The organism is Stenotrophomonas sp. YJH_SMC_135, assembly GCF_059372355.1.
This window is the reverse complement of sequence record NZ_JCAFVN010000001.1, coordinates 684,150-709,074: the sequence shown is the minus strand read 5'-3', so window position 1 is coordinate 709,074 and position 24,925 is coordinate 684,150. Positions and strand designations below refer to the sequence as shown.

Below are 24,925 nucleotides of genomic sequence, written 5' to 3'. Positions count from 1 at the left end.
AAGCCGGCCCCAGGGCCGGCTTTCATCGTTTCCACCGCTTCACCGGCAACGCCGGGAACAGGTGGTGGGCGGTACAGGGTTCGAACCTGTGACCCCTACCATGTCAAGGTAGTGCTCTACCGCTGAGCTAACCGCCCATCTTGTTCTTGCCGCCCGAAGGCTGGCCTTGTTACGTAAAAACCCGGCGCCAGGGCCGGGCTTTGCAGTTCACGAGAGCCCTTTTGCGAGGACTTCGTGGTGGGCGGTACAGGGTTCGAACCTGTGACCCCTACCATGTCAAGGTAGTGCTCTACCGCTGAGCTAACCGCCCGTTTTGCTTCTGCATTTCCGCGATTGCGTCGGTGCAGGCCGCGTATATTACGGATGCCGGCAGGGAAGCGCAACACTTTTGTGAAGATGATGCTGCACTGCCGCGTTCAGCCCAGGCTGGCTTCCTTCAGCTGGCGGATCTGGTCACGCACGCGCGCGGCATCCTCGAATTCCAGATCCTTGGCGTGCTGGTACATCTGCTGTTCCAGCGCCTTGAGACGGACAGCCAGCTGCGCCGGCGACAGCGAACAATAGTCGGTCGCCTCTTCGGCCACGCCCGCCCGGCCCTTGCCCTTGCCCTTCTTGGCTTCCTTCTCCGCGGCGTCCGAACGCGCGCCCTCGAGGACGTCGACGATCGGGCGCGCCACCGAACGCGGCACGATGCCATGTTCTTCGTTGTACTCGACCTGCTTGGCGCGGCGGCGGTCGGTTTCATCGATCGCCGCCTGCATCGAACGGGTGATCCGGTCGGCATACAGGATCGCCTTGCCGCGCACGTTGCGGGCGGCGCGGCCGATGGTCTGGATCAGCGAGCCGGTGGAGCGCAGGAAACCCTCCTTGTCGGCATCGAGGATCGCCACCAGCGATACCTCGGGCATGTCCAGGCCTTCGCGCAGCAGGTTGATGCCGACCAGCACGTCGAACTTGCCCAGGCGCAGGTCGCGGATGATCTCCACACGCTCGACCGTGTCCACGTCCGAGTGCAGGTAACGCACGCGGATGCCATGCTCGGTGAGGTATTCAGTGAGGTTTTCAGCCATGCGCTTGGTCAGCGTGGTGACCAGCACGCGGTCGCCCGCCTTGATGCGCGCGTTGGCCTCGCTCATCAGGTCGTCGACCTGGGTACCCACCGGCCGGATCTCCACCACCGGGTCGATCAGGCCGGTCGGGCGCACCACCAGTTCGGTGATCTCGTCTCCGGCCTCGCGGTATTCATACGGACCCGGCGTGGCCGACACGTAGATGCTGCGCGGGCAACGCTCCTCCCATTCCTCGAAACGCAGCGGACGATTGTCCAGCGCCGACGGCAGGCGGAAGCCGAACTCGACCAGGGTTTCCTTGCGCGAGCGATCGCCCTTGAACATGGCGCCGATCTGCGGAATGGTCACATGCGATTCGTCGATGACCAGCAGCGCATCGGCCGGCAGGTAGTCGAACAGGGTCGGCGGCGGCTCGCCGGCGGCCTTGCCGGTCAGGTGCCGGGAGTAGTTCTCGATGCCGTTGCAGTAACCGACCTCGGCCATCATCTCCAGGTCGAACTGGGTGCGCTGCGCCAAACGCTGCGCCTCCACCAGCTTGTTCTGCGCGTACAGCTGCTCCAGCCGCTCCTTCAGCTCCACCTTGATCGTCTCGATCGCCGCCAGCACGCGTTCGCGCGTGGTCGCATAGTGGGTCTTCGGATACACGGTGAAGCGCTGCATGTTGCGCAGCGTCTCGCCGGTCAGCGGATCGAACAGGGTGATCTTCTCGACCTCGCCATCGAACAGCTCGAGGCGCAGCGCTTCACTGTCCGACTCAGCCGGGAACACGTCGATCACTTCACCGCGCACGCGGAAGGTGCCGCGCTGCAGTTCGTACTCATTGCGCGTGTACTGCAGCTGGGTCAGGTGGTTGATCAGGTCGCGCTGGTCGATGCGCTCGCCCTTGGACAGGATCAGGCGCAGCGACAGGTAGTCTTCCGGCGCGCCCAGGCCATAGATCGCCGACACCGTCGCCACCACGATCGCGTCCGGGCGCGACAGCAGGGTCTTGGTCGCGGCCAGCCGCATCTGCTCGATATGTTCATTGATCGAACTGTCCTTCTCGATGAAGGTGTCCGACGACGGCACGTAGGCTTCCGGCTGGTAGTAGTCGTAATAGCTGACGAAATACTCCACCGCGTTGTGCGGGAAGAACGCCTTGAATTCGCCATACAGCTGCGCCGCCAGCGTCTTGTTCGGCGCCATGATCAGCGTCGGCTTCTGAATGTTCTGGATGACGTTGGCGATGGTGTAGGTCTTGCCCGAGCCGGTCACGCCCAGCAGGGTCTGCTTGGCGATGCCGGCCTCGAAGTTGCTGGTCAGCTTCGCGATGGCATCGGGCTGGTCGCCCGCCGGCGAATACGGCGAGACAAGTTCAAAACTGTCGCTCATGGTGTTGCCAGTTCCCGGGAAGGATGAGTATACGGGGCTAGGGGTGACGGCTGGCTGAGGGGTGGCCGGGCAGCCCGCCACGGGGATTCCCGATGGCGGCCGCGCAGCCGGGCGCGGAGGCTGGATGCATGCACCCGACCCATGCCCCCTGCCCCCTCGGCCCCCGCTCTGCGCGGGGCGTGCACCTGACCGAACTGCTGGTGGTCATCGCCGTGCTGGCGGTGCTGCTGGCGGCGTCCTGGCCGGCGCTGCAGCCTTTGCTGCTGCGGCAACGCGCCGATGCACTACAACTGACCCTGCACGCCAGCCTGGCCGGCGCGCGCAGCGAGGCATTGCGCAGACGCGAGCTGATCGGCCTCTGCGGCAGTATCGACGGCCTGCACTGCAGCGACGACTGGAGCGCCGGCTGGATCATCTACCGCAGTGGCGACCAGCGCGGGGAGCCAACGTCGCCGGAGGCGATCCTGAACCATCACACCGGGCGCTCGGACATATCGATCCTTGCCCAGGCCAGCAGCGGGCGGCCCCAGCTGTTCTTCCAGGCAGACGGACGCAGCCCAGGGGCCAACCTGACCCTGCGCATCTGCGCGGGCAACCGGCTGCACGGTGCGTTGATCGTCAACAATGGCGGCCGCGTGCGAAGTGAACGCGTGGACCGCGATACGCCCTGCTGACTGCCTGCGCAGAAAAGCAAAAGCCGCGATTTCTCGCGGCTTTTGCAGTGTCTGGCGCCCGAAGTTGGACTCGAACCAACGACCCCCTGATTAACAGTCAAGTGCTCTAACCGGCTGAGCTATTCGGGCGGGGAGGCGCATTGTACTGGTCGATTACAGGAAGATCAACACCTGTTTCACCAGCAGCTGGCAACGCCACCGTCGGCCGTCTTGCGGTTGGCCTGGTCCACGCTCATCGTGCCGCAGCTGTCCTTGGCCTGCGTGCCCTGCGGGGTGGCGGTGATGGTGAAGCTGGTGCCATCCCCCTTGTAGTCCAGGTTGTAGCGCACGGTACCGCCATCACGGGGCGACACCTTGGTCGGCAGCGCGTAGCCGGTGTAGGAGTTGTTGCTGGTGTGGTAGCGCTCGGCGCGCTGTGCGTACTCAGCCAGGTCCGCCTTCACCACGGCACGATGCGATCGGCGCACGTATTCCTGATAGGACGGAATGGCGATCGCCGCCAGGATGCCGATGACGATCACCACGATCATCAATTCGATCAGCGTAAAGCCAGCCGCGCGGCGAGGCATGTGAGTGTGCAGCATGAGCGTGGATCCTCGCACTGGGGTTACTGGAGCTGGCGCCAGGACTGGCGACCGCAAGGGTAAGGCAGATACAGCGACTGGCTGCCCGCCGCGCCGACGGCCATCCAGCAGGAGCTGCCTCCGGGCGGCGCCTTGTTGTCCGTCGGACGCGGCAGCACCGACAGCGAAACGTCACGGACCGGCGCAGTTCCTCCGGTCTTCAACGCGATGGCGGCGGTCGCTGCCCCGGGCCGGCTGCCGGTCGGCGAGCCATAGCGCACGTTCTCCAACATCGGCAAGCCGCTGATCGACGACAGCCCGAACAGCCAGTTCGAACCGCTGGTCGAACAGCCTACCGACTGCATGTTGGGCACGTAGGTCGGCATGAAGACGATGCCACTGACCAGGATCGGGTTGCCCACCGCACGCTCGCCATTGCCGGCAGGCAGCTGGATCATCCAGCCCCGGGCATTTGCCGGGGCCGTCCCCGCCGTGATCTTGCGTTCATCAACGCCTGCAGTGGCGGCCGCGGCCGTGTACGGAACCAGGTTGGCAGCGGTCACCGTCGAGGTCACCGTCTTCCCCGACAGATCGTTCACGGCGTACAGCGCCTGCTGCGCCTTGTCATCCTTGTCGCTGGTGAAGGAGAAGCTGCCGGTGCCGAAATAGAGCATCACGCCGCCCGAAGGACCGGTGGCAGCGGTCATGCCACCGGTGATCGGCTGGCGGTAGGTCTTGGTGGAGGAGTCCTGGGCAACCTGGCTGGTGAACATCGGCACGGTCAGCGTGGTGTTCGCACTGCTGGTCAGGTCGAACTTCCACACGGCGCCACGCTGATCGGCGGCATAGACGGTGTCGGCCAGTCCATCACGGCCGCGCGCATCCTGGTTGGTACCGGTCCAGCGATCGACAACCACAACATTGCCCAGTCCGTTGCTCCCGGAGATGCCGGCGCCTGACGTACCCTCGACGGCTTCGATCATCCGGATGTCGCCACTGGCCATGTCGACCACGAACAGCACCGCCTTGCCATTGGCGCTGCCGTACCCATTGCCGAAGATCGCCTTCCAGGCCACGCCGGTGCCGCTCTTCACCGGCACGATCACCGGCTTGCCCAGCACGAATCCGATGTTGTTGCGCACCTCGTCCCTCAGCGACGCGTTGATGTCGCTGATTTCCCACAGCACGTTGCCGGTGCCGAAGCTGCCCGGCGTGGTGACGTCCAGCGCGAACACCGAACGGCCACCTGCCCCCGTGGTGCCCACCAGGCTGGTCTGCCACGCGGTGCCATTGTAGGTATCGGCCACGGCAATCGGGCCATCGACGTAATAGCGGTGGCGGAAGGTCTGGTCGGCCGTATCGGACTTGTAGGGGAACAGCAGGTTGGCCATGTGCCCCAGCGCGGTGGCCGGGATGTAGGCAAAGCTCTCCGTGCCGCCGGTGCCGTCCTGCTTGGCATCGGCCTTCATGCCGCCATCGAAGGCGTGCAGCATGCCGTCATTGGCACCAACATAGACCATGTACCGCTGGGACTTGGCCTTGGTCGCCAGGTAGTCGGTGTAGCTCTTGGCGTAGGTGCCGCCGAGCTGGCGGTACCCGTAGTCGTCCAGCGGCGAGCTGACCACCGGCGCCGAATTGACGATGTCACCCAGCGGCGTGGTCCGGTCACGATACTTGCCGCCGTTGCGGACCTCGGTGGAGCTGTCGGCACTGAGATAGTTGATGGCACTGGCCAGATCGGCCTTGATCGTCGTCAGCTTGTCGGTGGAGCAGACCAGCATCGACGCGTACTTGCCGTCGGGTTTGCTGCACAGATCCTGCAGGCTGATACGGGCACTGTTGAAGTCCACCGGCGAACCCAGCTTGTTGGCCACGATCCGGCGGCCGGACGACGTCAGGCGGCTGGAGGCTTCCCACACCTCGGTGAGCTCCGCGACCTGGTCGGCGTTGACCTTGACGCTGGCCGCAGTCAGCTTGCTCGACCAGTCGGTGCCGCTGTTGGTGATGTCATAGCGTGGGGTGACCGCCAGTGAGCCGGTGCCGATGCGCGCACCACTGATACCGATCGTGCCTGAAGGCGACGCACCACCACTGATCGAGGACAGCACCCGACGCATGGCCTCGGTGACGTCCGCCGGGGTCTGCGCGTTGATGAATTCGCCACGGCTGTTGACGGCCGCATGCCACAGCTCATCGATGACGGTACCGTCATCGACGTCCAGCGGATTGCCATTGCCGGCCCAGTTCGGCGCCGTCTTGTACGGATCGGCGGTTGCGGCCTGGTTGACGCCGTAGATCTTGCCCTGCGCGCCCAGGGTCACGCCGTAGAAGTTCATGTGCAGGTCGGTCTGGCAGTCCAGGCGCTTCCAGTCCGGGCTGCTCTTGTCCAGGGAGCTGCACTTGTCACTGACCGGCACCTGCCCCGCCGGGAAGCTGGTCCCGGTGCGCAGGGGGGTCCGGGCGCCTGCATAAGCCGCCGCGGCGATGTCGGCGATGGTATTGCTGTAGCCGTCGGAGAACGGAATGGACGGCAGGTGGGTCGAGTTCACCGAGTCGGCGTCACCGAAGGACGCGCTCGGTGCATTGCCGGAGTTGGTGTAGCCATCGGTGAACAGCATGCCGCCATTACGCTGGCAGGCCAGCTGCACGGGGGCATCGGCGTCGGTACGACGGAACTGGTCGACCAGATACTCCACCGCGCGACGGTTGGGCGTGCCGCCGTTGGCCGTCAGCGCATAAATCTGCTTGTAGAGGTCAGCTCGGTTGGTGACCATGTCATACATGGTCGCGTTGCTGAGCTTGTTGATGGTGAAGTAGCCCACCCGCATCGTATCCACGCTCACCAGGGCGGCGGTCGACGAACCGACGATGGCCAGCACGCGGTTGCGGTGATACTGGAACCAGTTGGCGAAATTCTGGATCGCGGCGTTGTAGGCGGCCGGACTCGAGTAATTGCCCGGCTTGATCTGGTAGCGACGCAGGTTGCAGCCCGGACCACAGGCACCGGTAATCACCGGGCGACTGGCGTCGTCGGTCTTGTATCCGTCCGGTGCAGGCGCTGCAGCCGGCAGGTAGAAGGTCGCCGGAAAATAACTGATGGAGTATGTGGTATTGCCGGTGTTGCTGATCGCGGCGGTCTTCCATCCACCATCCCACCAGCTGTCGACATAGTATTCATTGCCGGTACCGGAAAGGTCGGGAATCCGCATACCGTTGACGAACTGGAACTTTTCCGACGTGTCGGCCCGATTGACGGTCATGTTGTACACGGCGTTGTAGCCGCGCTGGCCGGACCGGGGATCGGCGCGGGTCTGGGTGATGGAGGCATCTGCCCACAGCGTGCCATCGGCATTGGTCCACGGCCGATAGGTCACTGCCGGGTTGAAGTAACTGGCGTTGTAGACATGCGAACGCGCGAAGCCGTAGATATCCAGCGGCGGAATGGCGCGGCCTGGCGAGTATTCCTTGTTGAACTCCGCGTGCGGATACAGGTAGAGGTAACAGTCCACCGAGTTGCTGGCGCACGCCGAGCCCACGCTGAAGAAGCTTCCATCGTTGTTGAAGAAGCTGTTGGTGTTGCTGTTCCAGCGCATGCGGCCGTCACCACCGGGGAACATGCGTTCGAAGTTCATCGAACCCGAATCGTCCACCGCCATGATGAACGCCGGTGTCGCGCGCGTCTGCACGTTCATCGGCTCCTGTGCCAGCACGCCCTGCGCCTGTGCGGCAAACAAGGTATGCGCCAGATAGCCGCCAGCGGCCAAGACGGCAAGGCCAACGCCTGCCAGGATCCTGCGGTTGCGAGTGTTCATGGGCTCCCCACCCTCACAGCTTGAATACGGTATCGATCGCCGCACGCGACGTCGCATCACTGGTGGTATCACCGGCATAGGTCGTGATCTGGTAGACCGGCGTCGGCTTCTCCACCGACTTGCCCATGTCCAGCGCACCCTCCCCCTGGATGCAGCCCTGGATCTCACGGACATAGATGGCCGGCTTGCTGCCCAGCTTGGTTTTCGCGACCCAGGCCGAGGGGTCGAAGCCGTCATCGCACTGCTGGTTGATGTCGGAGGAGGTCACGGCCGGATTGGCGCCGGCATCCTTGCGGTTGGCGATGTTCTCCACGGCGTTCTCGGCGCTGCGTGCCGCGCCTTCCGCGTTCTGGAGCGCCATGTTGGTCGCCCGGTAGCCGGCCGCCATGCGTTCCTGCATGCCGGCCACCTGCATGCCGATCACGCCCAGCAGGGCCAGCAGCACCAGCATGATCAGCGCGACATAGAGAACGGCACCCTGCTGTCGTGCCTGGGCAACGAAGGGACGGCGTCGGGAGGAAGGATGAGTGCGCATGGTCGTCAGTTCCCGAACAAGCGGTTGCGCAGCGCAACGGACGCTTCATAGGCGCCACGATGGCGCTGGTCGTAAGGATCGGCCGGGGCAAAGCCCACCCCGAGGATGGCCGGATACGTGGCCGCACTGCCCGGCGCTTCGGCCGACGCACGCTGCGGACTGCGCGCCAGCAGGCCGACCTGCACCATGCCGACGCGGCGCCACTGCCCTGCGGCGGTGGCATCGGTACCGGTACTGACCGCACTGGCCACGCGCTGGTCGACGATGCGACCGGTCGGCGGCGTGGGCAGGGCGATATCCGGGGTGGCATCCAGTCCGTACAGGAACTGCATGTTCTCGATGCCTTCCACCAGCTCCTCGCCATCGGCGTAGCCGCCGGCGCCATTCGCGCGTGCCCGGTAAAGCGCCGGCTCGCCATTGGGATTGGTCGCGATGTAGTACGCCATGCCATCGGCGCGATACAGCATGGTCATCGCGTTGTTGATCGAATAGTTGCTCAGGTCGACCTTGTCCACCTTCAAGGTCGAACCGCTGATGGTGGCGGGGAAGACGTCGGCACGGGTGCAGTCGGCTATGCCGAAGACCGTCGGCGTACCTGCGGCGTTGGCCTTCAGTCGGGCCATGCCATCACTGGAGACGGTCAGCGTGGTCGCACCCGCGGCCACGGAGATGCCGGTCACCACGGCCCCTTCCGGACTCATCAGGCGCAGCACAAGGATGTCGCTGCCAGGCAACGGCGCCGGCTTGAGGTTGGTGATGCTCTTCGGTACCGACTGCGCCGCGCTCCACGCACGGCCCAGCGTCAGCGTGGCGCCCGGCGCCGTACCTGCTGCCTCATACCCCTGCACCGGAACCGAGAAATCCTGCGGGTCGCCACTGCCCGAGCTGATGCCCAGGTGATAGCCGACATCGCCGGTGTTCTTGACCACGTGGGCCTGGTCGTTGACGCAGCCGAAGTGGCCGGCCATGCGCAGGTCACGCTGCAGGAAATCCAGCGCGAAGCGCGCGTTCTCCTGGGTACGGGCCGCGCCTTCGGACAGCCGCGACGCCGCACGCGAGGCGATGAAGATCTGGGTGACGCCCAGCATCAGGACCAGGCCGATGACCATGGCGATCATCAGTTCGATCAGCGACAGGCCTCGGGCTCGCGAAATTGGACTCATGGGCGCGTTCACAGGAAGGTCGTCAGGCCGAAGGTGGTAAGGCTGTCGGGATCCTTCGGATCCCAGCGCTGGTCACCCCAGCTGATGGCCACGGTGACCTGGCCGGTGCTCTGCACGAAGGTCACCTGCGCGCTGGCCTTCTCGCCCAGCGTGCGCGCGACCTCGCACTGCCATCGCGCCACGTTCGTCTTCGGCGTCACGGCAGCGCCGGTCGGCCAGGCGCAGACGCCGCTGGGCTTCACCGAGCCGGCCGAGAACGAGGCCGAGGAATAGGCCCCACCGGCCAGGGTATCGGTGCGCTGGGCGCGCATCAGCTCGATCAGGTCGTTGGCCAGGTTGGTCGCCTGGGTGCGGTAGTTTGCGCTCTGCACGAAGCGGACGTTGGTGGTCTGCAGCAAGGCAAAGCCCAGCAGCCCGAACGCCAGGATCAGCACCGCCACCATCACTTCGATCAGGCTGAAGCCACCCTGCGACGAGCGCGGGCGGGCCAGGTTGCGGCGGCTCATGAGCAGGCTCCCTTGGTCACCCGGACCTGGCCGGATTGGTTGATCGTCAACGTGCTTTTCGATTCACCGGCCTTGCACGCATCCGGCGACAGCACCAGGGTCTGATCAGCGACCGCCCTGCGCCGGCCGCGCCCGTCGAAGGCGATGACCGCGCCCGGTGGGCCGACTACGCTCAGCTGCGGATTGCCCTGAGAAAAGCGCAGCGCGACGTCATTGCTGCCCATCTGGCCGTCGCCATCCAGGTCCGACCAGGCCAGCACACCCTTGGACCAGTCGCCATCACAGGCCTTGCCATCGGCGCTGCCACAGACACCGCCACCGTTGCTGTTGCGGATGCCTTCGCTGCGGGCCAGGTTGGCCAGCGCGATCAGTTCATTGTTGGCGGTCGCCAGCCGGTTCGAGCGGATCATCCCGCGGAAGCTCGGATAGGCGATCGACGCCAGGATCACGAAGACGGCCAGCGTGACCATCAGTTCAACCAGCGTGAAACCGTTTTGCCGGCGCAAAGACATTGGACGCTCCCCAGCGTGTTGGTGGCCACGATGGGCCATCGTCCCGCCACCGGCAAGCGGCGGCAGGATGAACGGTCAATCCGGGGCGACGGGCGTCAAAGGCTTGACGACCCGCCCTCCCCTGCCCGTGCCGGCGCGATCCCCATCGCGCCGGCCCGGGTTCAGGCCAGCACCTGGTAGCAGGGCTGGTATTCGCCGGAGATCTTCATCCGGCGCTGCTCGACGAAGGCGCGCAGCAGCGCATCCAGCGCCTGCATCATGTCCGGGTCCCCGTGGATCTGGAACGGCCCGAACTGCTCGATGCGGCGCATGCCGTCCTCCTTCACGTTGCCGGCGACGATGCCCGAGAACGCCCGGCGCAGATCGGCCGCCAGCGCGTGCGGCGCACGCCCGTGGTGCAGGTCCAGCGCGGCCATCGCCTCGTGGGTCGGCACGAACGGCTGCTGGTACTCCCACGGGATCTCGATCGACCAGTTGAAGAAGAACGAGTCCTTCTGCGCCAGGCGGTGCTCGCGCACGCGCTTGATGCCGTTGGCCATCTTCTTGGCCACCGCGACCGGGTCACCGATGATGATCTCGTAGCGCTCGGCAGCCTCATCACCCAGGGTCAGGCGGATGAAGCGGTCGATCTGCTCGAAGTACGGCGCCGCCACGGTCGGGCCCGTAAGGATCAGCGGGAACGGCAGGTCCTTGTTCTCCTCGCGCAGCAGGATGCCGAGCAGGTACAGGATCTCTTCGGCAGTGCCGACGCCACCGGCGAACACGATGATGCCGTGGCCGATGCGGACGAAGGCCTCAAGGCGCTTCTCGATGTCCGGCATGATCACCAGGTGGTTGACGATCGGGTTCGGCGACTCGGCGGCGATGATGCCCGGCTCGGTGAGGCCGATGTAGCGCGTGACGGTGCGGCGCTGCTTGGCATGGGCGATGGTCGCACCCTTCATCGGGCCCTTCATCGCGCCCGGGCCGCAGCCGGTGCAGATGTCCAGGCCGCGCAGGCCCAGCTCGTAACCCACCTGCTTGGTGTACAGGTACTCGTCGCGCGAGATTGAGTGCCCGCCCCAGCACACCACCAGGTTCGGATCGCCCGGGTTGAGGATGCGCGCGTTGCGCAGCAGGCCGAACACCGCGTTGGTGATGCCCTCGGACGACTCCAGTTCGGCCGCGTAGGCCGGACCCATCTCGATGGCCATGTAGGCCAGGTCGCGCACGACGGCGAACAGCAGTTCGGCGACACCGCGGATGATCTCGCCGTCGACGAAGGCCATCGCCGGTGCGTTGACCAGGTCGATGCGCACGCCGCGATCCTGCTGCGCCACCTGGATGTCGAAATCAGGGTAGAGGTCGCGCGCCGCGCGCGGATCGTCCGAAGCGCTGCCGCTGGTCAGCACAGCCAGCGCGCAGCGGCGCAGCAGCTCATGCATGCCGCCGGCGGAGGCATCGCGCAGGCGTGCGACCTCGGCCCGCGACAGCACATCCAGCCCACCGCGCGGGTAGATCCGCGCATCCTGCACCGGCAGTGCACGGGCTGATTTTTCGTTCGTGGTCATATCCAATTTTTCGCTTCCTTCAAGGTTTCCGACTGTACTGCCGCCCCCTTAAAAAGCAAAACGGCCGGGAAGCCCGACCGTTGGATGTGTGCTGCCCGCGTTCGCCTGTCCGGGACCGCCTGGGCGGCGTTGACGCCGCGCACATTTCCAGATGCTACGCCGTTGCCCCACGCCCTGCAAGGACTTTCGCCTGAACGGAAAACGGCCGGGTTTCCCCGGCCGTTTTCGCGGACCGCATCGCTCACGCGAAGTCAACTATCTGCGGCACTCAAACCCAGGAACAGGATTGGGGGCAATTGGAACCGATGAAGATGGGTCCGTGATGGTCCAAGACTCATAGGCCAACCTTCCATTCAACTCCGCGATTCCGGTGTACATCGCGTGGAATTCTCCACGTGGACTCTGCTCATAGTAGGCAACCCGTGCGTAAATCGGATCCGCCAAGTATGCAGCCAGGACCGCAGCGTAGCGCTCCTGTACTGGCGAGTCACAGCTCACCACACCAGCAACAAGCCTGTTCGTATCACCGTAGTCCTCCTCCCTGGATGTTTCACCAGATCCCGGATAACCCGGAGTCGGCGGGCAGTAGCTAGGGTTGCACCAAGGATCCAGCGCATTAGCCTTCTCGGCGACTGCGGTCAGCCCCATACCAAACACTACGGAAGCAATCATTACACTCAATTTCACCGTAAACCCTCCTTAGTTGAAATCAGCACTCGTCCAAATCAATCAACCAAATGACGACGAAAAACATCGCCACACATCCACTCACCCTTTCTATTCACGGACTCATCGAGCCAACGTTCGAATCCACCCGGCTCAGCCATAAGGCACTGATACTTCTCTACCGCTCGAGCATGGAAACCATGCAGTTCCAATGGAACGTCATCCGCCGCCATTTCAAGGGCATGAACGAAGTCATCCTGCGCGACCTTGATGTAGACAGCGAGGAATGCGAAAAAATCACATCGATACTGAACAGCAAAAGCGCAAGCAAGCCCCCTCATCAGACGCCCATTCCCATCTTCAAATGGATGGAGAATATCGATGGCCAGCAGGAGTGCATAAAGACGTGGAGCGGGTTTCATTTCCGCAATCGGCCCACAGATCTTCGAAAGGTGTGACTGGACATCTATCTGCGCCGCGACAAAGCTGTGAGGCGCTCCCTCCGCGCCCACCCATACGCGCCTAACTCTGAAGTCACTCCGACCTGCGCTATCGGCAGCAAATCGGGAATGCATAGAGATCAACGAACGCGCATGCATTTCCTGAATGCTGCACTTCCCGGCAGACTTCAGGTAAGCATCTCCTCTTCTGCATCCAAGATGCGACCCAGTGATCGAGCTGCACTCGGGACAGTGTCGCAACCGGCAGGAGAGAACACGGGCGAACATCTCTCTAAATCTCCGCCCCGAAGAGTGATCCGACCCATCCGGCAGTACGAAGTCACAGCCCTTCAGTCCGATGATTGACGACTCAGGCAATCCATATCTGACTTTCATCTTCACCGTCCATGGCCATCTTCACTCCAGCTATAGCACATCAAAAATTTCTTATCTACCGCAAAAGAAAAACGGCCGGGTTTCCCCGGCCGCTTTCACCTACTGCTTCAGATTCTGACGGATCAGAACTTGTACTTCAGGGTCAGCTGCATCGACCAACGCGACACGGCGGTATTGCCCTTGTCGTTGTTGTTTTCCTGCACCGACGGGTTGTCGGTCGAACCGGTGAAGGAGTACACGTACTTGCCGGTGGCCGGGTCGATACCTGCGTAGTTGGCAACGCGACGGGTCGAGTAGAAGCCGTAGTCGTCGATCAGGCCCCACTTCTTGTTCAGCAGGTTGCCGACATTCATGATGTCCAGGGCGACTTCACCCTTGTGACCCTTCATGAAGCCCGGGAATTCCTGGCTGACGCGGACGTCGAAGCTGTTGACCCACGAGGCGCGGTGGCGGTTGGCCGGGACCACGCTGCCACGGTAGGCATCGAGTTCCGGGTTCTGCGCCAGCCAATCGAAGAACTGCTTCTCCATCGCGGCACCGCCGGTGAACAGCACGTCGCCCGGACCCTTCGGCACATAGAACAGGTCGTTGGTGGCAGCACCGTCGCCGTTGGCATCGTTGTAGAAGATGTAGCTGTACGGACGGCCCGAACGGCCTTCGTAGAACAGGCCGACGCGGGTGGCGTTGTCACCGAAGAAGTTGTGCTTCCACTCCAGGGTGCCGGTGACGCGGTCCTTCATCGCATAACGCGAGTTGTAGGCCACGTTCTCGTTGGCATTGAAGATCAGCGTGTTGTTCCAGTTCGAGGTGTTCTGCGAGCTGGACAGCGGGCTGACTTCGGTCGACTTCGTGTAGGTGTAACCCAGCGACCAGCCCCAGTTCTCGGTCAGCGGCTTGGCCAGCGAGAAGGTGGCCTGGGTGCCGCGGCCCTTGTCGGTGTTGCGCAGGACCAGAACGTCGCCGATGTCCTTCGGACGGTTGAAACGATCAACTGCATTTTTGGTGCCGGTGGAGATGCCGTAGTCGACACCCTTATCGATGCGAGTGTTCGCCGAGTTGCGTCCAGCATCGTTCCAGTAGATCGCGCGGCCGTCCTGACCGAAGGCGGTCGGCGCCGACACATCCAGACGGTCGAAGTAGATGCCGTCCTTGACCTTGGTGAACAGCACTTCGGCCGATGCCACGATGCCGTACCACGGCAGCTCATGGTCGAACGCCAGGTTGGCCTTCCACACCGACGGCAGGCGGGTGCCCGGCGCGATGATGTCGACGTTCTGACGGGCCGAAGCCGGGCCGCCGGCCGGGATGTACGGGTTGTTGCCGTCCGGAGTGAAGGCACCGGCCGGGATGCTGCGCTCGTCGTACTCGATGTAGTTCAGGCCGGTGTTCTGGTAGGCACCTGCCAGCCACACGTTCGGGGCGGCGCCGCCGAACAGGCCCACGCCACCACGCAGCTGGGTCGGGCGATCGCTGTCGAAGGTGTAGTTGAAGCCGACGCGCGGCTGCACCAGGTTCTTGTCGACCAGCTTGGTGTTGTTGAAGCCGTACAGCTGCTCGATGCGCGGGTTGTACAGGCGCTGGGTGCTGAAGTCAGGCATGTCGATGCGCACGCCGAACATCAGGTTCAGGTTGTAGTTGATCGCCCAGGTGTCCTGCACGAACACGCCAGTGTTCTTCAGGGTGAAGTCGGCCGGGATGTCGCTGCGGCTGCCATCGGCGCGCGGAGCACGCAGCTGGTAACGCGAAGCCTTGCCCGCCAGGAAGTCGTTGACGCTGTTGAATTCGTACACGCCGTTGAGGTTGCGGCCGTAGAAGTTCATCAGGTCATTCTTCGAGTAATCGAAGCCGAACTTGACGGTGTGGTCACCGATGTACCAGGTACCGGCACCAAAGGCGCTCAGTTCCTTCGACTCGACGATGTTGACGTGGGTGTTCTGTTCGGTACCGACGTACAGTGAATCGTTGCCCGACTTGATGCGGATCTGCGGCATATCGACCAGCGGGACGCGGTTGGCCGAGTAATCCTTGTGCGAGACCTTGAACTCGGTCGAGAAGTTCTCGGACCAGTCACTGAACAGTTCGCCCATCCAGGTTTCGTACTGGGTCGGCTGCTGGTACCAGAAGTTGCTCAGCGAGATGGCGCTGCTGCTGACCTGCGGGAAGCGAACGACGTTCTGCTCCATCTTGTTGTAGCGCAGGGCCGCACGGTGGTTCTCGTTGATGTTCCAGTCCAGCTTGACCGCATACTCTTCGATCTCGGTCTTGCTGTTCGGCGCCGTCAGGCTGCCCGGGTCGTAGCCCAGCTTGCCCAGGAAGTTCTGGACATCGGTGATCTGCTGCTGGGTGATGGTGCCACGGCCGATCGGCGTGTCGCTCAGGGCGACGCCGGCAGCCGAGCGCTCGTACTTTTCATAGTTGGTGAAGAAGAACAGCTTGTCCTTGACGATCGGGCCGCCGAAGGTCATGCCGTAGGTCTTCTCGTCCTCGAAGCCGTTGAAGTCCTGCTTGTCGCCTTCCAGGCGCGAACGGACCATGTCCTTGTCGCGGTACGAACCGTACACGGTGCCATGGAATTCATTGGTACCCGACTTGGTCACGGCGTTGATCACCGCGCCGGTGCCACCGGCGATGGTGGTGTCGTAGTTGGCCAGGTCGATGTTGATTTCCTGGATGGCGTCCATCGACACCGGCTGACGCTCGGTCGGCAGGTTGTTGGAGCCCAGACCGAACGGATCGGAGGCGCTGATGCCGTCGATGCGGATGGCGTTGTAACGGGTGTTCTGGCCACCGGCCGAGATCGCGCCGTCAGCCTTGCTGACCTGCGAGATGCGCGGATCCAGGCGGACGTAGTCCTGGATGTTGCGGCTGGCCGACGGCAGCGCATCCATCGTTTCGCGGGTCACGTTGGTGCCGGTGCCCATCTTGTTGGCACTGAACAGGTCCAGGCCGCCGGCGGTGGCAACAACGTTCACCGCGTCCAGGTTGGTCGCAGCCAGATCACCGCCGAGGTTGGCGTTGACGGTGTTGACCTGGTTCAGGTTCAGGTAGACACCTTCCTCGGTCTTGGTGCCTTCACCGGACTTGGTGATGGTGATGGTGTACGGACCACCCACGCGCAGGCCGCGCGCGTTGTACCGGCCCGACGCATCGGTGGTGGCACGCGAAACAGTGCCCGACTCGGTGTGCGTGATGGTGACTTCAGCGCCGGCGACAGGCTGGCCTGCAGCGGACATCACCTGGCCGCCGACACCGGCGGAGGTGCTGCTCTGGGCGAAGGCGGGAGCGGCAGCAAGTGCAGCCACGAGACCAAGGGTAAGCTTGGAAATCCGGAGTGGGTGGGTCATTTTTCGGTAGCCTCGATGCGAGTTGGCGATGGCGGAAAAAAAAGCGCATCCAAACAGCCCTGCGGGTGGCTGGTCGGAGAGTTATCTGGGGTTCCCTACCGCTTGGCTGAAGGCAGCCATAACGGTTAACACTAGATTAACACGCTACGCCATCAATGTGACGGTTGTGCGACAAACGGCACCGGTTCGCAACGCAATCGTGACGGGTTCTTCACTCCGCCTTTCCCCGGGGCTCACTCGCGGGGAACTGCCTCGCTGGCATCGAGAATCGTCCCCCGCCAGGCATGGCCGGCCGGGGACAACAGGATGACGGCCGCAGCGGCGGCCGCTTCGGGCCCTTGCGCAGCCGGGTCCTGATCGACGGAATAGGCGCGGGCGCGCAGTGCCGTGCGCAGGGGCCCCGGGTACAGGCCACTGACCCGGACCGGGCTGCGACCCAGCTCATCGTGCAGGCTGCCGATCAGGCCACGCAGGCCGTGCTGGGCCACGCCATACCCGCCCCAGTAGGCCTGCCCCACCCGTTCGGGGGCATCGACCGCGAAGACCAGGGCAGCATCCTCGCGCTGCCGCAGCAGCGGCAGGCAGGCCTGGGCCAGCCAGGCCGGGGCGGTCAGGGTGACATGGACCGCGCGGGCGAAACTGGCCGGGTCGGCCAGCTCGAACGGGGTCAGGCCGGGGAAATGCGCGGCGCAGACCAGCAGGCCATCCAGCCGCCCCAGCTCACGCTGCAGGGCCTGGGCCAGTTCGGCATAGTCATCGGGGCCGGCACCCTCCAGGTCCATCGGGTACAGCAGGGGTTCCGGGCCGACCGCCTGGACCTGGGCATAAACCCGGTCCAGCCGGCGCGGCTTGCGCCCCAGCAGGACCACCGTAGCCCCGGCCGCCGCAGCGGCAATCGCCGCCGCACTGCCCAGCCCGCCGCCGGCACCGGCAACCAGCACCACGCGGTCCTGCAACGGGCGGCCATCGAGCGCCCCGTCAGTCGGTGACGTCGACGGCCAGGCACTCATCCCTGGGTCGCCTCTTCGACGATGCGCTTGAGCTCGCCGGATTCAAACAGTTCCATGACGATGTCGCAGCCGCCGATCAACTCGCCGTTGATGAACAGCTGCGGGAAGGTCGGCAGGTTGGAGAAGCGCGGCAGGTTGGCGCGGATCTCCGGTTCTTCGAGCACGTTGACGGTGCGCAGGGTGACGGCGCCGGCAGCCATCAACGCCTGCACGGCGCGGCTGGAAAAGCCGCACATCGGGTACTGCGGGGTGCCCTTCATGAACAGCACGAGCGGGTAACGATCGACCTCGGCCTGGATTTGCTGCATTACCGCCACAACCACACTCCTTGCTTCGCCGGACAACCCGACCGTGATGGTCGGCTAGACTGCCCACGGTAGCCGCCATTGTAAGCGGATGGAACAGGCTGCCGCCGTCCCCTGGCCACGAACCTGCACATGCCCGTCGAATTGCCCGCCCTGCCCTACCTCTCCGGCTCCCTGCAGCCCCACCTGTCCGCGCAGACCGTGGAACTGCATCACGGCCGCCACCACCGCGCCTATGTCGACGCGGTCAACGCCGGCACCCTCGGCACCGAGTGGGAGGAGGCGTCGCTGGAAGAGATCGTGCGCCATGCCCAGGGCACGCTGTTCGATGCGGCCGCCCAGGCCTGGAACCACGGCTTCTACTGGCAGTGCCTGCGCCCGCGCGGCGGCGGCGAACCGCAGGGCCGGCTGGGCGAGCTGGTCAAGCGCCAGTTCGGTGACGCGCAGCGCCTGCGCGAGGAATTCAACCGCGCTGCACTGGGCCTGTTCGGCTCGGGCTGGGTGTGGCTGGTGCAGCACCCGGGCGGCCAGCTGGGCATCCAGGCCACCCGCAACGCCGGCACGCCCCTGACCGGCGACAGCACCCCGCTGCTGTGCTGCGACGTGTGGGAGCACGCGTACTACACCGACTACCAGAATGACCGCGCGCGTTACCTGGACGCGTTCTGGCAGATGGTCAACTGGGAATTCGCCGAGAGCCAGCTGCGCTGAGGCAGCGGCTCTGTCACCGGGTAGTGCCGGCCGCTGGCCGGCAACTCACTGGACGTACAAGGATGCCGGGGTTGCCGGCCAGCGGCCGGCACTACCGGGCAGCAGAGCGTGGCTTCACGCGCTCTCATGCGCGGCCACCGCATCCATCACCCGCGCCGAGTACACCAGCGCGGCGCCGGCGTTGAGCGAGACCGCCACGCCCAGCGCCTCGGCGATTTCCTCGCGGCTGGCGCCATGCTTCAGCGCCGCGTCCACGTGCACGGTGATGCAGCCGTCACAACGGGTGGTCACCGCCACCGCCAGCGCGATCAGCTCCCGGGTCTTGGCATCCAGGTGGTTGGTCTGGGCACCGGCATTGGCCAGGGTGGCGTAGCCCTTGACCGTATCCGGCGAGAGCTTGCCGATCTCGCCGATGCGGCCCTTCAGTTCCTTGCGGTAGGCATTCCAGTCGAGCATGGTCGTGACTCCTGTGAAAGGAGCTCCACGCTACCACCGGGAATGTTGCGCCGATGGCTGCACCGGTGCGCCACACCGTTGCACTGCCGGCCTGCGGCCGGCACTACCGGACTCAGCGGTTGCGCAGCGCGTGCACCGCCGGTGCCACCTGGGCCTGGCGGTCCAGTTCCAGGCCCACCTGGTCCAACGCGTCGGCCAGTGCTGCGGCATCGTCATCGCGCAACGTGGCATGGCCGACCTTGCGGCCTTCGCGCGACTCCTTGCCATAGTCATGCCAGTGGCCACTGGCCTGGGCCAGCACCGGCAACGGGTCGGGCATCCGGCCCAGCCAGTTCAGCATGCAGGCATGGCCGAGCATGCGGGTGCTGCCCAGCGGCAGGCCCAGCACGGCGCGCAGGTGGTTCTCGAACTGCGAGGTCTCGCTGCCTTCGATGGTCCAGTGCCCGGAGTTGTGCACGCGTGGCGCCATCTCGTTGGCCAGCAGTTCGCCATCGCGGCAGAACAGTTCCAGCGCGAACACGCCGACGTACTGCAGGTGTTCGGCGACACGGCGCGCATAGCCGATGGCTGCCTGCTGCTCGGCGGCGGACAGCACGGCCGGGGCCACGCTGGCCGACAGCACGCCGTCGACATGCCAGTTGCCGGTGATCGGCCAGGCTTCGAAACTGCCATCGCGGCCACGCACGGCCACCACGCTGACCTCGCGCTGGAAGGCCACGAAGCCCTCCAGGATCAGTCCGGTGCGCTCGACCTGTGCACCCAGCGCATCCCAGGCGGCATCAATGTCGGCTTCGCTGCGCAGGCGGAACTGGCCCTTGCCGTCGTAGCCCAGGCGGCGGGTCTTGAGGATGCACGGCAGGCCGAATTCGACGGCTTTCGCCGCCAGCTCGTCACGGCTGCGGATATCAGCGAAGGCCGGCAGCGGAATACCCAGCTGCTGGAACAGGGTCTTCTCGCTCAACCGGTCCTGGGCCACCGCCAGCGCGGCCGGCGGCGGGTAGACCGGCACGCGGTCGGCCAGGAACTGTGCACTGTCGGCGGGCACATTCTCGAAATCGAAGGTGACCACATCGACCTTGGCAGCGAAGTCCGCCAGCGCCTGGCGGTCGTCGAAGGCACCGACGGTGAGCGGCGCCAGCGGGCCGCTGCAGGCGTCGGCCGCCGGGTCATACAGTTCGAAGCGCAGCCCCAGCGGCGCACCGGCCAGGACCATCATGCGGGCGAGCTGGCCGCCGCCCAGGATGCCGACGGTCAGGCTCATTGGCGCGGATCGTCGTGGGCCATCACGTCTTCGGTCTGGCGTGCACGGAAGGCGTCGAGCGCCTGGCCGATCGCCGGCTGGTCGCTGGCCAGCATCGCGGCGGCGAACAGCGCCGCGTTGGACGCGCCGGCATTGCCGATGGCGAAGGTGGCGACCGGGATACCGGCCGGCATCTGCACGATCGACAGCAGCGAATCCATGCCGTTGAGGGCCTTGGACTGCACCGGCACGCCCAGCACCGGCACGGCGGTCTTAGCGGCGATCATGCCCGGCAGGTGGGCGGCCCCGCCGGCACCGGCGATGATCGCGCGCAGGCCACGCGGGCCCGCCTGCTCGGCGTAACTGAACAACACATCCGGCGTCCGATGCGCGGACACCACCTTCACTTCGAACGGAACACCCAGGGCTTCAAGCTTCTGGGCGGCGTGCTGCATGGTTTCCCAGTCGGAACGGGAACCCATGACGATGCCGACAAGCGGCGCGATCGGGTTGGGGGTCATTGGCCGTCACCTGCCTTAAAGACGTATTCTAGCCATCTTCCACGCAAGACGAAGAACCATGGATCGCAAGCTGCTCGACCTGCTGGTGTCGCCGGACACCCGCCAGCCCCTGTCCCTGCTGGATGGCAAGGGCCTGGAAGCCCTCAACAAGGCCATTTCCGCCGGCGCGGTGAACAAGGCCGATGGCAACCCGCTGGCGCAGCCGCTGCGCGAAGCGCTGGTCACCCGCGACCGCAAGCAGGTCTTCCGCGTCGACGACGGCATCCCGGTGCTGCTGGCCGAGGAAGCCATCCCGACCGCCCAGATCGCCGATTTCCCGACCGCATGAGCACGCTGCCGACGCCGGATGCGGCCGTTGTCGCCGCCGATGTCGCGCGTGCACTGGCCGAGGACCTGGGCAGCGGTGATGTCACCGCCGCCCTGCTGCCCGACCAGGCCGACAGCGCCTACCTGCTGTGCAAGCAGGACGGGGTGATCGCCGGCCGCCCCTGGTTCGACGCCACCCACCGCGCGCTCGACCCGGACGTACGCATCGAATGGCAGGTTTCCGACGGCGACGCGGTCACCGCAGGCACCGTGCTGGCGCTGCTGCACGGGCGCAGCCGCAGCCTGGTCAGCGCTGAGCGCACCTCGCTCAATTTCCTGCAGACGTTGTCCGGCACCGCCACGACCACCGCCCGTTACGTGGCAGCGGTGGCCGGTACCGGCACGCGCATCCTCGACACCCGCAAGACCCTGCCCGGCCTGCGCCTGGCGCAGAAGTACGCGGTGCGCTGCGGCGGTGGCGAGAACCATCGTTTCGGCCTGTACGACACGGTGATGCTGAAGGAAAACCACATCCGCGCTGCCGGTTCACTGGCCGACGCCGTGGCGGGCGCACGCCGGCAGTGGCCTGCGCTGCCGCTGGTGGTCGAGGTCGAGGATCTGGCGCAGCTGCGCCAGGCGCTCGACGCTGGTTGCGAACGCATCCTGCTGGACGACTTCAGCCCCGACCTGCGCCGCGAGGCGGTACGCATCACGGCCGGCCGCATTCCGCTGGAAGTGTCCGGCAGCGTCGGCCTGGGTGGCCTGCGCTCGATCGCCGAGGATGGCGTCGACTGCATCTCCATCGGCGGCCTGACCAAGCACGTGCAGGCCATCGATCTGTCGTTGAAGCTCGGCCCACCGCCGGGCTGAGGCCTGGCTTGGGGTCCGATCCCTTTTTCATGGGAAAAGGGATCCGACCCCGTTCTCATACACGACCCGGGGCGCCTTCACGGCTCGGCTACGGCCGCCTCTGCGACGCTGCCGGCATCCCCCACAGGAGCCGCGCATGCGCCGGATGCTCTTGCCTGCCTGTCTGCTGCTGGCCGCGGCACCCCTATCCGCAGCGGCGGCCGAAGCCTGCGATGTGCCACCGCGTTTCGGCCTGAGCCCATTGGCGGTGGCCATCCGCAATACTGCCTGCAATGAACACCGGCTCTGGTTCCGGCCTTTCATCGATCGCGATGGCCGCGCGGCGAGCCTGAGTGTCACCGAGGCCGAGAACGAACATCTGGCCGACAACGGGCTGATTGCCTGGCAGCGCGTGGCCGGCTACTGGCGCAACAGCGGCACGCTCAACGCGATGGGCAGCATCGTCGGCGCCAGCAGCTGTCTGGCACCACTGGGCACGCGCTACACCGACAGCGACTGCCGCACCTTCCTGATCGACAACCCGTGGTCGGCCGCGTTCATTTCCTGGGTGATGGTGCAGTCCGGCGTCCCCGGCTTCAACGCGTCGCCACGCCACATCGACTACATCCGTGCCGCGTACCAGGGCGGACCCTCGGGCGTGCCGTACCGGCTGGTCGATCCCGCGACCGCAAAGCCCGCACCGGGCGACCTGCTGTGCTTCCTGCGCGATCGCAGCACCACGCTCAGCTACAGTGGGCTGGTGCAGGCACTGGGCAACGGTTCGGTGGGCCACTGGAAATCACATTGCGAAGTAGTGGTGGCCGCCAACCTGGGGGGCGACCAGACCCTGTACCTGGTGGGCGGCAACGTGATGAACACGGTGGCGATGCGACTGCTGCCGCTGGACCGCACCGGGTTGATCAAGCTGCCGCCGGCGCGCGAACGCAACAGCACCGGCATCGAGCCCAGCTGCACGCCGGGCCGCGAGGACGAATGCAGCTTCAACCGCCAGGACTGGGCAGCGCTGCTGCAGCTGACGGCGACCGCTCCATTGGTGATGCCTTCGCCCTCCGCCGCGCCGATGCAGACGGTGCCGGCGACGGCGCCGTCTAACGTGCCCGCATCACCGATGTCCAGCGAACCGCAGCCACGGCGGTGAGTGCAGCGCTTGATCCAGCGCGCGTTCGCCGCCATCTTTGCGGGATCGACCTCTGACGGCTGACGCCATGCCCACCCTGCTGTTGTTGCTGATTGCCGGCGGAATCATCTATTTCTTCTGGAATGCGGCGCGTTCGGCCGCCGAGCGCGCGGTCGAGCTGGGCCGCAATGCCTGCCGCGCTGCCGACGTGCAATGGCTGGATCAGGCGGTACATGCCACCGGCCTGCGACTGTCGCGTGGCGAGGATGGACGGCTCGGTTTCGAGCGCACCTTCAAGTTCGAGTATTCCTACGATGGCATCGATCGCCACGTGGGACGCATGGTGCTGCGTGGCGACCAGTTGATCTCGTTCACCGGCCCAGGCGCGGCGCGGATCAGCCAGATCCGGCCGGATGTGGAGGATGCCGAGGATGTGTAAGAACTGAAGGTGTGCCGACCAACGGTCGGCACCCACACAATTCCGGCACCCACCGGTAAAACCTGCAAAGGAAGACGCCGCCCATCGGGGCGGCGTCGGAATGGTTACTTGACCACGCGCAGGTTCGGGCGGCCCTTCGGCGGCGGGCTGGCCGGCGGCGTATCGTCCGGTGGCGTGCCGTCCTCATGCAGCAGCTCGTCGCTGGTCGGCGCGGTCTCGCTGCCCGGAATGTCATCCGGCAGCGCCATGCCCTGCCCGGTCTCGCGGGCATAGACCGCCAGCACGGCGCTGATCGGTACCTGCACCGGGTAGCTGGTGCCAGAGAAGCGGGCCGAGAAGCTCACCATTTCGTTGTCGATCATCAGCCGCACGACAGCGCGTTCGGCGATGTTGAGCACGACCCGGCCATCCTTGACCGCCGAAGGCGGCACCTGCACGCCGGGGACGCCGGCGTCGACCAGGATGTGCGGGGTCAGCTGGTTGTCGTTGATCCATTCCACCAGCGCCCGCAGCAGGTACGGGCGGTGGCTGGTCATGTGGAAGAAGTCTTCGGTCATGCGTGAAGTGTACGCGCCCGGCGCCCCGCCGGGGCGGATCGCCTGCACGCCGGTCGGCGTGCAGACGGGTTACGCAAGGTTGGATCAGACCGGCAGATCGCGCAGCTTCTTTTCCTGGTCGGTCAGGCTGCGGACGAAACCCGGGTGACGGAAGATGCGGTTGCCATAGTCCTCGATCGCCTTGCCGTCCTTCGGCAGCGGCACGTCCAGCGACTGCAGGCGCCAGATGATCGGTGCCATTGCACAGTCGGCCAGGCTCATTTCCGGATTGAGGAAGAACTTGCTGGCCTTGAACAGCGGCAGCGAGGCGGTCAGCAGTTCCTTCAGGCGCTTGCGGCCGGCCTCGGCCTGGGTCTTGTTGCCCAGCTGGATGGCCTGCACCTGCGGTACCCAGTCGTGCTCAATGCGCAGCATGGCCAGGCGGATACGCGCACGCGAGAGCGGATCGACCGGCATCAGCGGAGGATGCGGGTAGCGTTCGTCCAGGTATTCGCTGACCACCGACGCGGCGTACAGCACCAGCTCGCGCTCGACCAGGGTCGGCACCGAGTGGTACGGATTGAGATCGATCAGGTCTTCAGGCGGGTTCTGCGGATCGACCGGGACAAAGTCGAAGGTGACCCCCTTGGCCGCCAGCACCAGGCGTACCCGGTGGCACAGTACGTCGTCGTTCGAGGAAAACAGCGTCAGTGTATTGCGCATGCGTACGCTCGCCGCCATCAAAGGCTCTCCCACGACAGGAGACCGCCTGCCGCATCGGCGCCGCCGGCACCGTGCCAGCGGTCGACTCC

The 24,925-nt window shown here is 65.2% G+C and carries 23 protein-coding genes and 3 tRNA genes; 6 read left to right on the top strand and 20 right to left on the bottom strand.

Features of this window, described 5'->3' with window-relative positions; genetic code table 11:
- Positions 1-62: 62 nt before the first annotated feature.
- The 3 genes from AC5P98_RS03465 to uvrB form a co-directional block, all read right to left on the bottom strand.
- A tRNA-Val gene (locus AC5P98_RS03465) sits at positions 63-137 on the bottom strand.
- 98 nt (positions 138-235) lie between these two features.
- Positions 236-310 (bottom strand) — tRNA-Val (locus tag AC5P98_RS03460).
- Positions 311-416: 106 nt separating this feature from the next.
- Positions 417-2,441, bottom strand: coding sequence for an excinuclease ABC subunit UvrB (gene uvrB, locus AC5P98_RS03455; protein WP_495229851.1), 2,025 nt, complete (start codon positions 2,439-2,441; stop codon positions 417-419).
- 128 nt (positions 2,442-2,569) lie between these two features.
- Here uvrB and AC5P98_RS03450 point away from each other — a divergent pair, with 128 nt between their 5' ends.
- Positions 2,570-3,115: a GspH/FimT family pseudopilin gene (locus AC5P98_RS03450; RefSeq protein ID WP_049405077.1), complete on the top strand. Its 546-nt coding sequence runs from the start codon at positions 2,570-2,572 to the stop codon at positions 3,113-3,115.
- Between the two features lie 52 nt (positions 3,116-3,167).
- On the opposite strand, the gene AC5P98_RS03445 is transcribed toward AC5P98_RS03450, so the two are convergent.
- The 12 genes from AC5P98_RS03445 to grxD form a co-directional block, all read right to left on the bottom strand.
- Positions 3,168-3,244: transfer RNA gene (locus tag AC5P98_RS03445), tRNA-Asn, on the bottom strand.
- A 47-nt stretch (positions 3,245-3,291) separates the two neighbouring features.
- On the bottom strand, positions 3,292-3,699 hold the full coding sequence (locus AC5P98_RS03440) for a type IV pilin protein (RefSeq protein ID WP_014646597.1): 408 nt from the start codon (positions 3,697-3,699) through the stop codon (positions 3,292-3,294).
- A gap of 23 nt (positions 3,700-3,722) precedes the next feature.
- A complete protein-coding gene (locus AC5P98_RS03435) occupies positions 3,723-7,490 on the bottom strand; it encodes a pilus assembly protein (RefSeq protein ID WP_049407951.1) in 3,768 nt (1,255 codons plus the stop codon).
- Between the two features lie 13 nt (positions 7,491-7,503).
- Positions 7,504-8,025, bottom strand: a complete 522-nt coding sequence (locus tag AC5P98_RS03430; protein ID WP_049407949.1) for a pilus assembly PilX family protein — start codon at positions 8,023-8,025, stop codon at positions 7,504-7,506.
- A gap of 5 nt (positions 8,026-8,030) precedes the next feature.
- Entirely contained in the window at positions 8,031-9,188 is a 1,158-nt protein-coding gene (locus AC5P98_RS03425; RefSeq protein ID WP_049407947.1) for a PilW family protein, read from the bottom strand.
- A gap of 8 nt (positions 9,189-9,196) precedes the next feature.
- Positions 9,197-9,694 carry a type IV pilus modification protein PilV gene (pilV, locus tag AC5P98_RS03420; protein ID WP_046429810.1) on the bottom strand — a complete coding sequence of 166 codons (498 nt, stop codon included), beginning with the start codon at positions 9,692-9,694 and terminating at the stop codon, positions 9,197-9,199.
- A complete protein-coding gene (locus tag AC5P98_RS03415; RefSeq protein WP_041863227.1) occupies positions 9,691-10,206 on the bottom strand; it encodes a pilus assembly FimT family protein in 516 nt (171 codons plus the stop codon). The genes pilV and AC5P98_RS03415 overlap by 4 nt, the downstream gene beginning before the upstream one ends.
- A 161-nt stretch (positions 10,207-10,367) precedes the next feature.
- A complete protein-coding gene (gene ppnN, locus AC5P98_RS03410; protein WP_014036604.1) occupies positions 10,368-11,756 on the bottom strand; it encodes a nucleotide 5'-monophosphate nucleosidase PpnN in 1,389 nt (462 codons plus the stop codon).
- A 725-nt stretch (positions 11,757-12,481) separates the two neighbouring features.
- Positions 12,482-12,997: a Fic family protein gene (locus AC5P98_RS03405; protein ID WP_425603906.1), complete on the bottom strand. Its 516-nt coding sequence runs from the start codon at positions 12,995-12,997 to the stop codon at positions 12,482-12,484.
- A 383-nt stretch (positions 12,998-13,380) separates the two neighbouring features.
- Positions 13,381-16,602, bottom strand: coding sequence for a TonB-dependent receptor (locus AC5P98_RS03400; RefSeq protein WP_495229850.1), 3,222 nt, complete (start codon positions 16,600-16,602; stop codon positions 13,381-13,383).
- A 233-nt stretch (positions 16,603-16,835) separates the two neighbouring features.
- A complete protein-coding gene (locus AC5P98_RS03395) occupies positions 16,836-17,612 on the bottom strand; it encodes an SDR family NAD(P)-dependent oxidoreductase (protein ID WP_049419100.1) in 777 nt (258 codons plus the stop codon).
- Positions 17,609-17,929, bottom strand: coding sequence for a Grx4 family monothiol glutaredoxin (grxD, locus tag AC5P98_RS03390; protein ID WP_005415957.1), 321 nt, complete (start codon positions 17,927-17,929; stop codon positions 17,609-17,611). Before grxD ends, AC5P98_RS03395 begins: the two co-directional genes overlap by 4 nt.
- A 120-nt stretch (positions 17,930-18,049) precedes the next feature.
- Here grxD and AC5P98_RS03385 point away from each other — a divergent pair, with 120 nt between their 5' ends.
- Positions 18,050-18,628: a superoxide dismutase gene (locus AC5P98_RS03385; RefSeq protein ID WP_049408054.1), complete on the top strand. Its 579-nt coding sequence runs from the start codon at positions 18,050-18,052 to the stop codon at positions 18,626-18,628.
- Between the two features lie 114 nt (positions 18,629-18,742).
- On the opposite strand, the gene AC5P98_RS03380 is transcribed toward AC5P98_RS03385, so the two are convergent.
- The 3 genes from AC5P98_RS03380 to purE form a co-directional block, all read right to left on the bottom strand.
- A complete protein-coding gene (locus AC5P98_RS03380) occupies positions 18,743-19,084 on the bottom strand; it encodes a carboxymuconolactone decarboxylase family protein (protein WP_004152082.1) in 342 nt (113 codons plus the stop codon).
- Positions 19,085-19,196: 112 nt separating this feature from the next.
- Positions 19,197-20,345: a 5-(carboxyamino)imidazole ribonucleotide synthase gene (locus AC5P98_RS03375; protein ID WP_032960908.1), complete on the bottom strand. Its 1,149-nt coding sequence runs from the start codon at positions 20,343-20,345 to the stop codon at positions 19,197-19,199.
- Positions 20,342-20,845 (bottom strand): 5-(carboxyamino)imidazole ribonucleotide mutase, encoded by a 504-nt coding sequence (gene purE / locus AC5P98_RS03370; protein ID WP_005412808.1) that lies wholly within the window; start codon positions 20,843-20,845, stop codon positions 20,342-20,344. The genes AC5P98_RS03375 and purE overlap by 4 nt, the downstream gene beginning before the upstream one ends.
- 58 nt (positions 20,846-20,903) lie before the next feature.
- On the opposite strand from purE, the gene AC5P98_RS03365 reads away from it, so the two are divergent.
- The 4 genes from AC5P98_RS03365 (at position 20,904) to AC5P98_RS03350 (ending at position 23,577) form a co-directional block, all read left to right on the top strand.
- Positions 20,904-21,173 (top strand): Trm112 family protein, encoded by a 270-nt coding sequence (locus AC5P98_RS03365; RefSeq protein ID WP_014036599.1) that lies wholly within the window; start codon positions 20,904-20,906, stop codon positions 21,171-21,173.
- Positions 21,170-22,021, top strand: a complete 852-nt coding sequence (gene nadC, locus AC5P98_RS03360) for a carboxylating nicotinate-nucleotide diphosphorylase (RefSeq protein WP_014646586.1) — start codon at positions 21,170-21,172, stop codon at positions 22,019-22,021. Before AC5P98_RS03365 ends, nadC begins: the two co-directional genes overlap by 4 nt.
- A gap of 136 nt (positions 22,022-22,157) precedes the next feature.
- Positions 22,158-23,159 carry a DUF2272 domain-containing protein gene (locus tag AC5P98_RS03355; RefSeq protein WP_049408060.1) on the top strand — a complete coding sequence of 334 codons (1,002 nt, stop codon included), beginning with the start codon at positions 22,158-22,160 and terminating at the stop codon, positions 23,157-23,159.
- A 67-nt stretch (positions 23,160-23,226) separates the two neighbouring features.
- Entirely contained in the window at positions 23,227-23,577 is a 351-nt protein-coding gene (locus tag AC5P98_RS03350; RefSeq protein WP_005415950.1) for a DUF3301 domain-containing protein, read from the top strand.
- A gap of 104 nt (positions 23,578-23,681) precedes the next feature.
- Here the strand turns inward: AC5P98_RS03350 and AC5P98_RS03345 are convergent, their stop codons facing one another.
- Positions 23,682-24,134, bottom strand: a complete 453-nt coding sequence (locus AC5P98_RS03345; protein WP_014646584.1) for a ClpXP protease specificity-enhancing factor — start codon at positions 24,132-24,134, stop codon at positions 23,682-23,684.
- An 84-nt stretch (positions 24,135-24,218) separates the two neighbouring features.
- On the bottom strand, positions 24,219-24,854 hold the full coding sequence (locus AC5P98_RS03340; protein WP_005408842.1) for a glutathione S-transferase N-terminal domain-containing protein: 636 nt from the start codon (positions 24,852-24,854) through the stop codon (positions 24,219-24,221).
- Positions 24,855-24,925 lie beyond the last annotated feature (71 nt).

Excerpts from the sequence above, each read along its gene's own strand:
- AC5P98_RS03345 (WP_014646584.1), bottom strand. The coding sequence starts at position 24,134 with ATGACCGAAGACTTCTTCCACATGACCAGCCACCGCCCGTACCTGCTG.
- AC5P98_RS03450 (WP_049405077.1), top strand. The coding sequence starts at position 2,570 with ATGCACCCGACCCATGCCCCCTGCCCCCTCGGCCCCCGCTCTGCGCGG.
- AC5P98_RS03350 (WP_005415950.1), top strand. The coding sequence starts at position 23,227 with ATGCCCACCCTGCTGTTGTTGCTGATTGCCGGCGGAATCATCTATTTC.
- AC5P98_RS03415 (WP_041863227.1), bottom strand. The coding sequence starts at position 10,206 with ATGTCTTTGCGCCGGCAAAACGGTTTCACGCTGGTTGAACTGATGGTC.
- nadC (WP_014646586.1), top strand. The coding sequence starts at position 21,170 with ATGAGCACGCTGCCGACGCCGGATGCGGCCGTTGTCGCCGCCGATGTC.
- purE (WP_005412808.1), bottom strand. The coding sequence starts at position 20,845 with ATGACCCCCAACCCGATCGCGCCGCTTGTCGGCATCGTCATGGGTTCC.
- pilV (WP_046429810.1), bottom strand. The coding sequence starts at position 9,694 with ATGAGCCGCCGCAACCTGGCCCGCCCGCGCTCGTCGCAGGGTGGCTTC.
- AC5P98_RS03440 (WP_014646597.1), bottom strand. The coding sequence starts at position 3,699 with ATGCTGCACACTCACATGCCTCGCCGCGCGGCTGGCTTTACGCTGATC.
- AC5P98_RS03425 (WP_049407947.1), bottom strand. The coding sequence starts at position 9,188 with ATGAGTCCAATTTCGCGAGCCCGAGGCCTGTCGCTGATCGAACTGATG.
- AC5P98_RS03365 (WP_014036599.1), top strand. The coding sequence starts at position 20,904 with ATGGATCGCAAGCTGCTCGACCTGCTGGTGTCGCCGGACACCCGCCAG.
- AC5P98_RS03435 (WP_049407951.1), bottom strand. The coding sequence starts at position 7,490 with ATGAACACTCGCAACCGCAGGATCCTGGCAGGCGTTGGCCTTGCCGTC.
- AC5P98_RS03380 (WP_004152082.1), bottom strand. The coding sequence starts at position 19,084 with ATGCTCGACTGGAATGCCTACCGCAAGGAACTGAAGGGCCGCATCGGC.
- ppnN (WP_014036604.1), bottom strand. The coding sequence starts at position 11,756 with ATGACCACGAACGAAAAATCAGCCCGTGCACTGCCGGTGCAGGATGCG.
- AC5P98_RS03405 (WP_425603906.1), bottom strand. The coding sequence starts at position 12,997 with ATGCATTCCCGATTTGCTGCCGATAGCGCAGGTCGGAGTGACTTCAGA.
- AC5P98_RS03430 (WP_049407949.1), bottom strand. The coding sequence starts at position 8,025 with ATGCGCACTCATCCTTCCTCCCGACGCCGTCCCTTCGTTGCCCAGGCA.
- AC5P98_RS03385 (WP_049408054.1), top strand. The coding sequence starts at position 18,050 with ATGCCCGTCGAATTGCCCGCCCTGCCCTACCTCTCCGGCTCCCTGCAG.
- AC5P98_RS03400 (WP_495229850.1), bottom strand. The coding sequence starts at position 16,602 with ATGACCCACCCACTCCGGATTTCCAAGCTTACCCTTGGTCTCGTGGCT.
- AC5P98_RS03375 (WP_032960908.1), bottom strand. The coding sequence starts at position 20,345 with ATGAGCCTGACCGTCGGCATCCTGGGCGGCGGCCAGCTCGCCCGCATG.
- uvrB (WP_495229851.1), bottom strand. The coding sequence starts at position 2,441 with ATGAGCGACAGTTTTGAACTTGTCTCGCCGTATTCGCCGGCGGGCGAC.
- AC5P98_RS03355 (WP_049408060.1), top strand. The coding sequence starts at position 22,158 with ATGCGCCGGATGCTCTTGCCTGCCTGTCTGCTGCTGGCCGCGGCACCC.
- AC5P98_RS03395 (WP_049419100.1), bottom strand. The coding sequence starts at position 17,612 with ATGAGTGCCTGGCCGTCGACGTCACCGACTGACGGGGCGCTCGATGGC.
- AC5P98_RS03340 (WP_005408842.1), bottom strand. The coding sequence starts at position 24,854 with ATGGCGGCGAGCGTACGCATGCGCAATACACTGACGCTGTTTTCCTCG.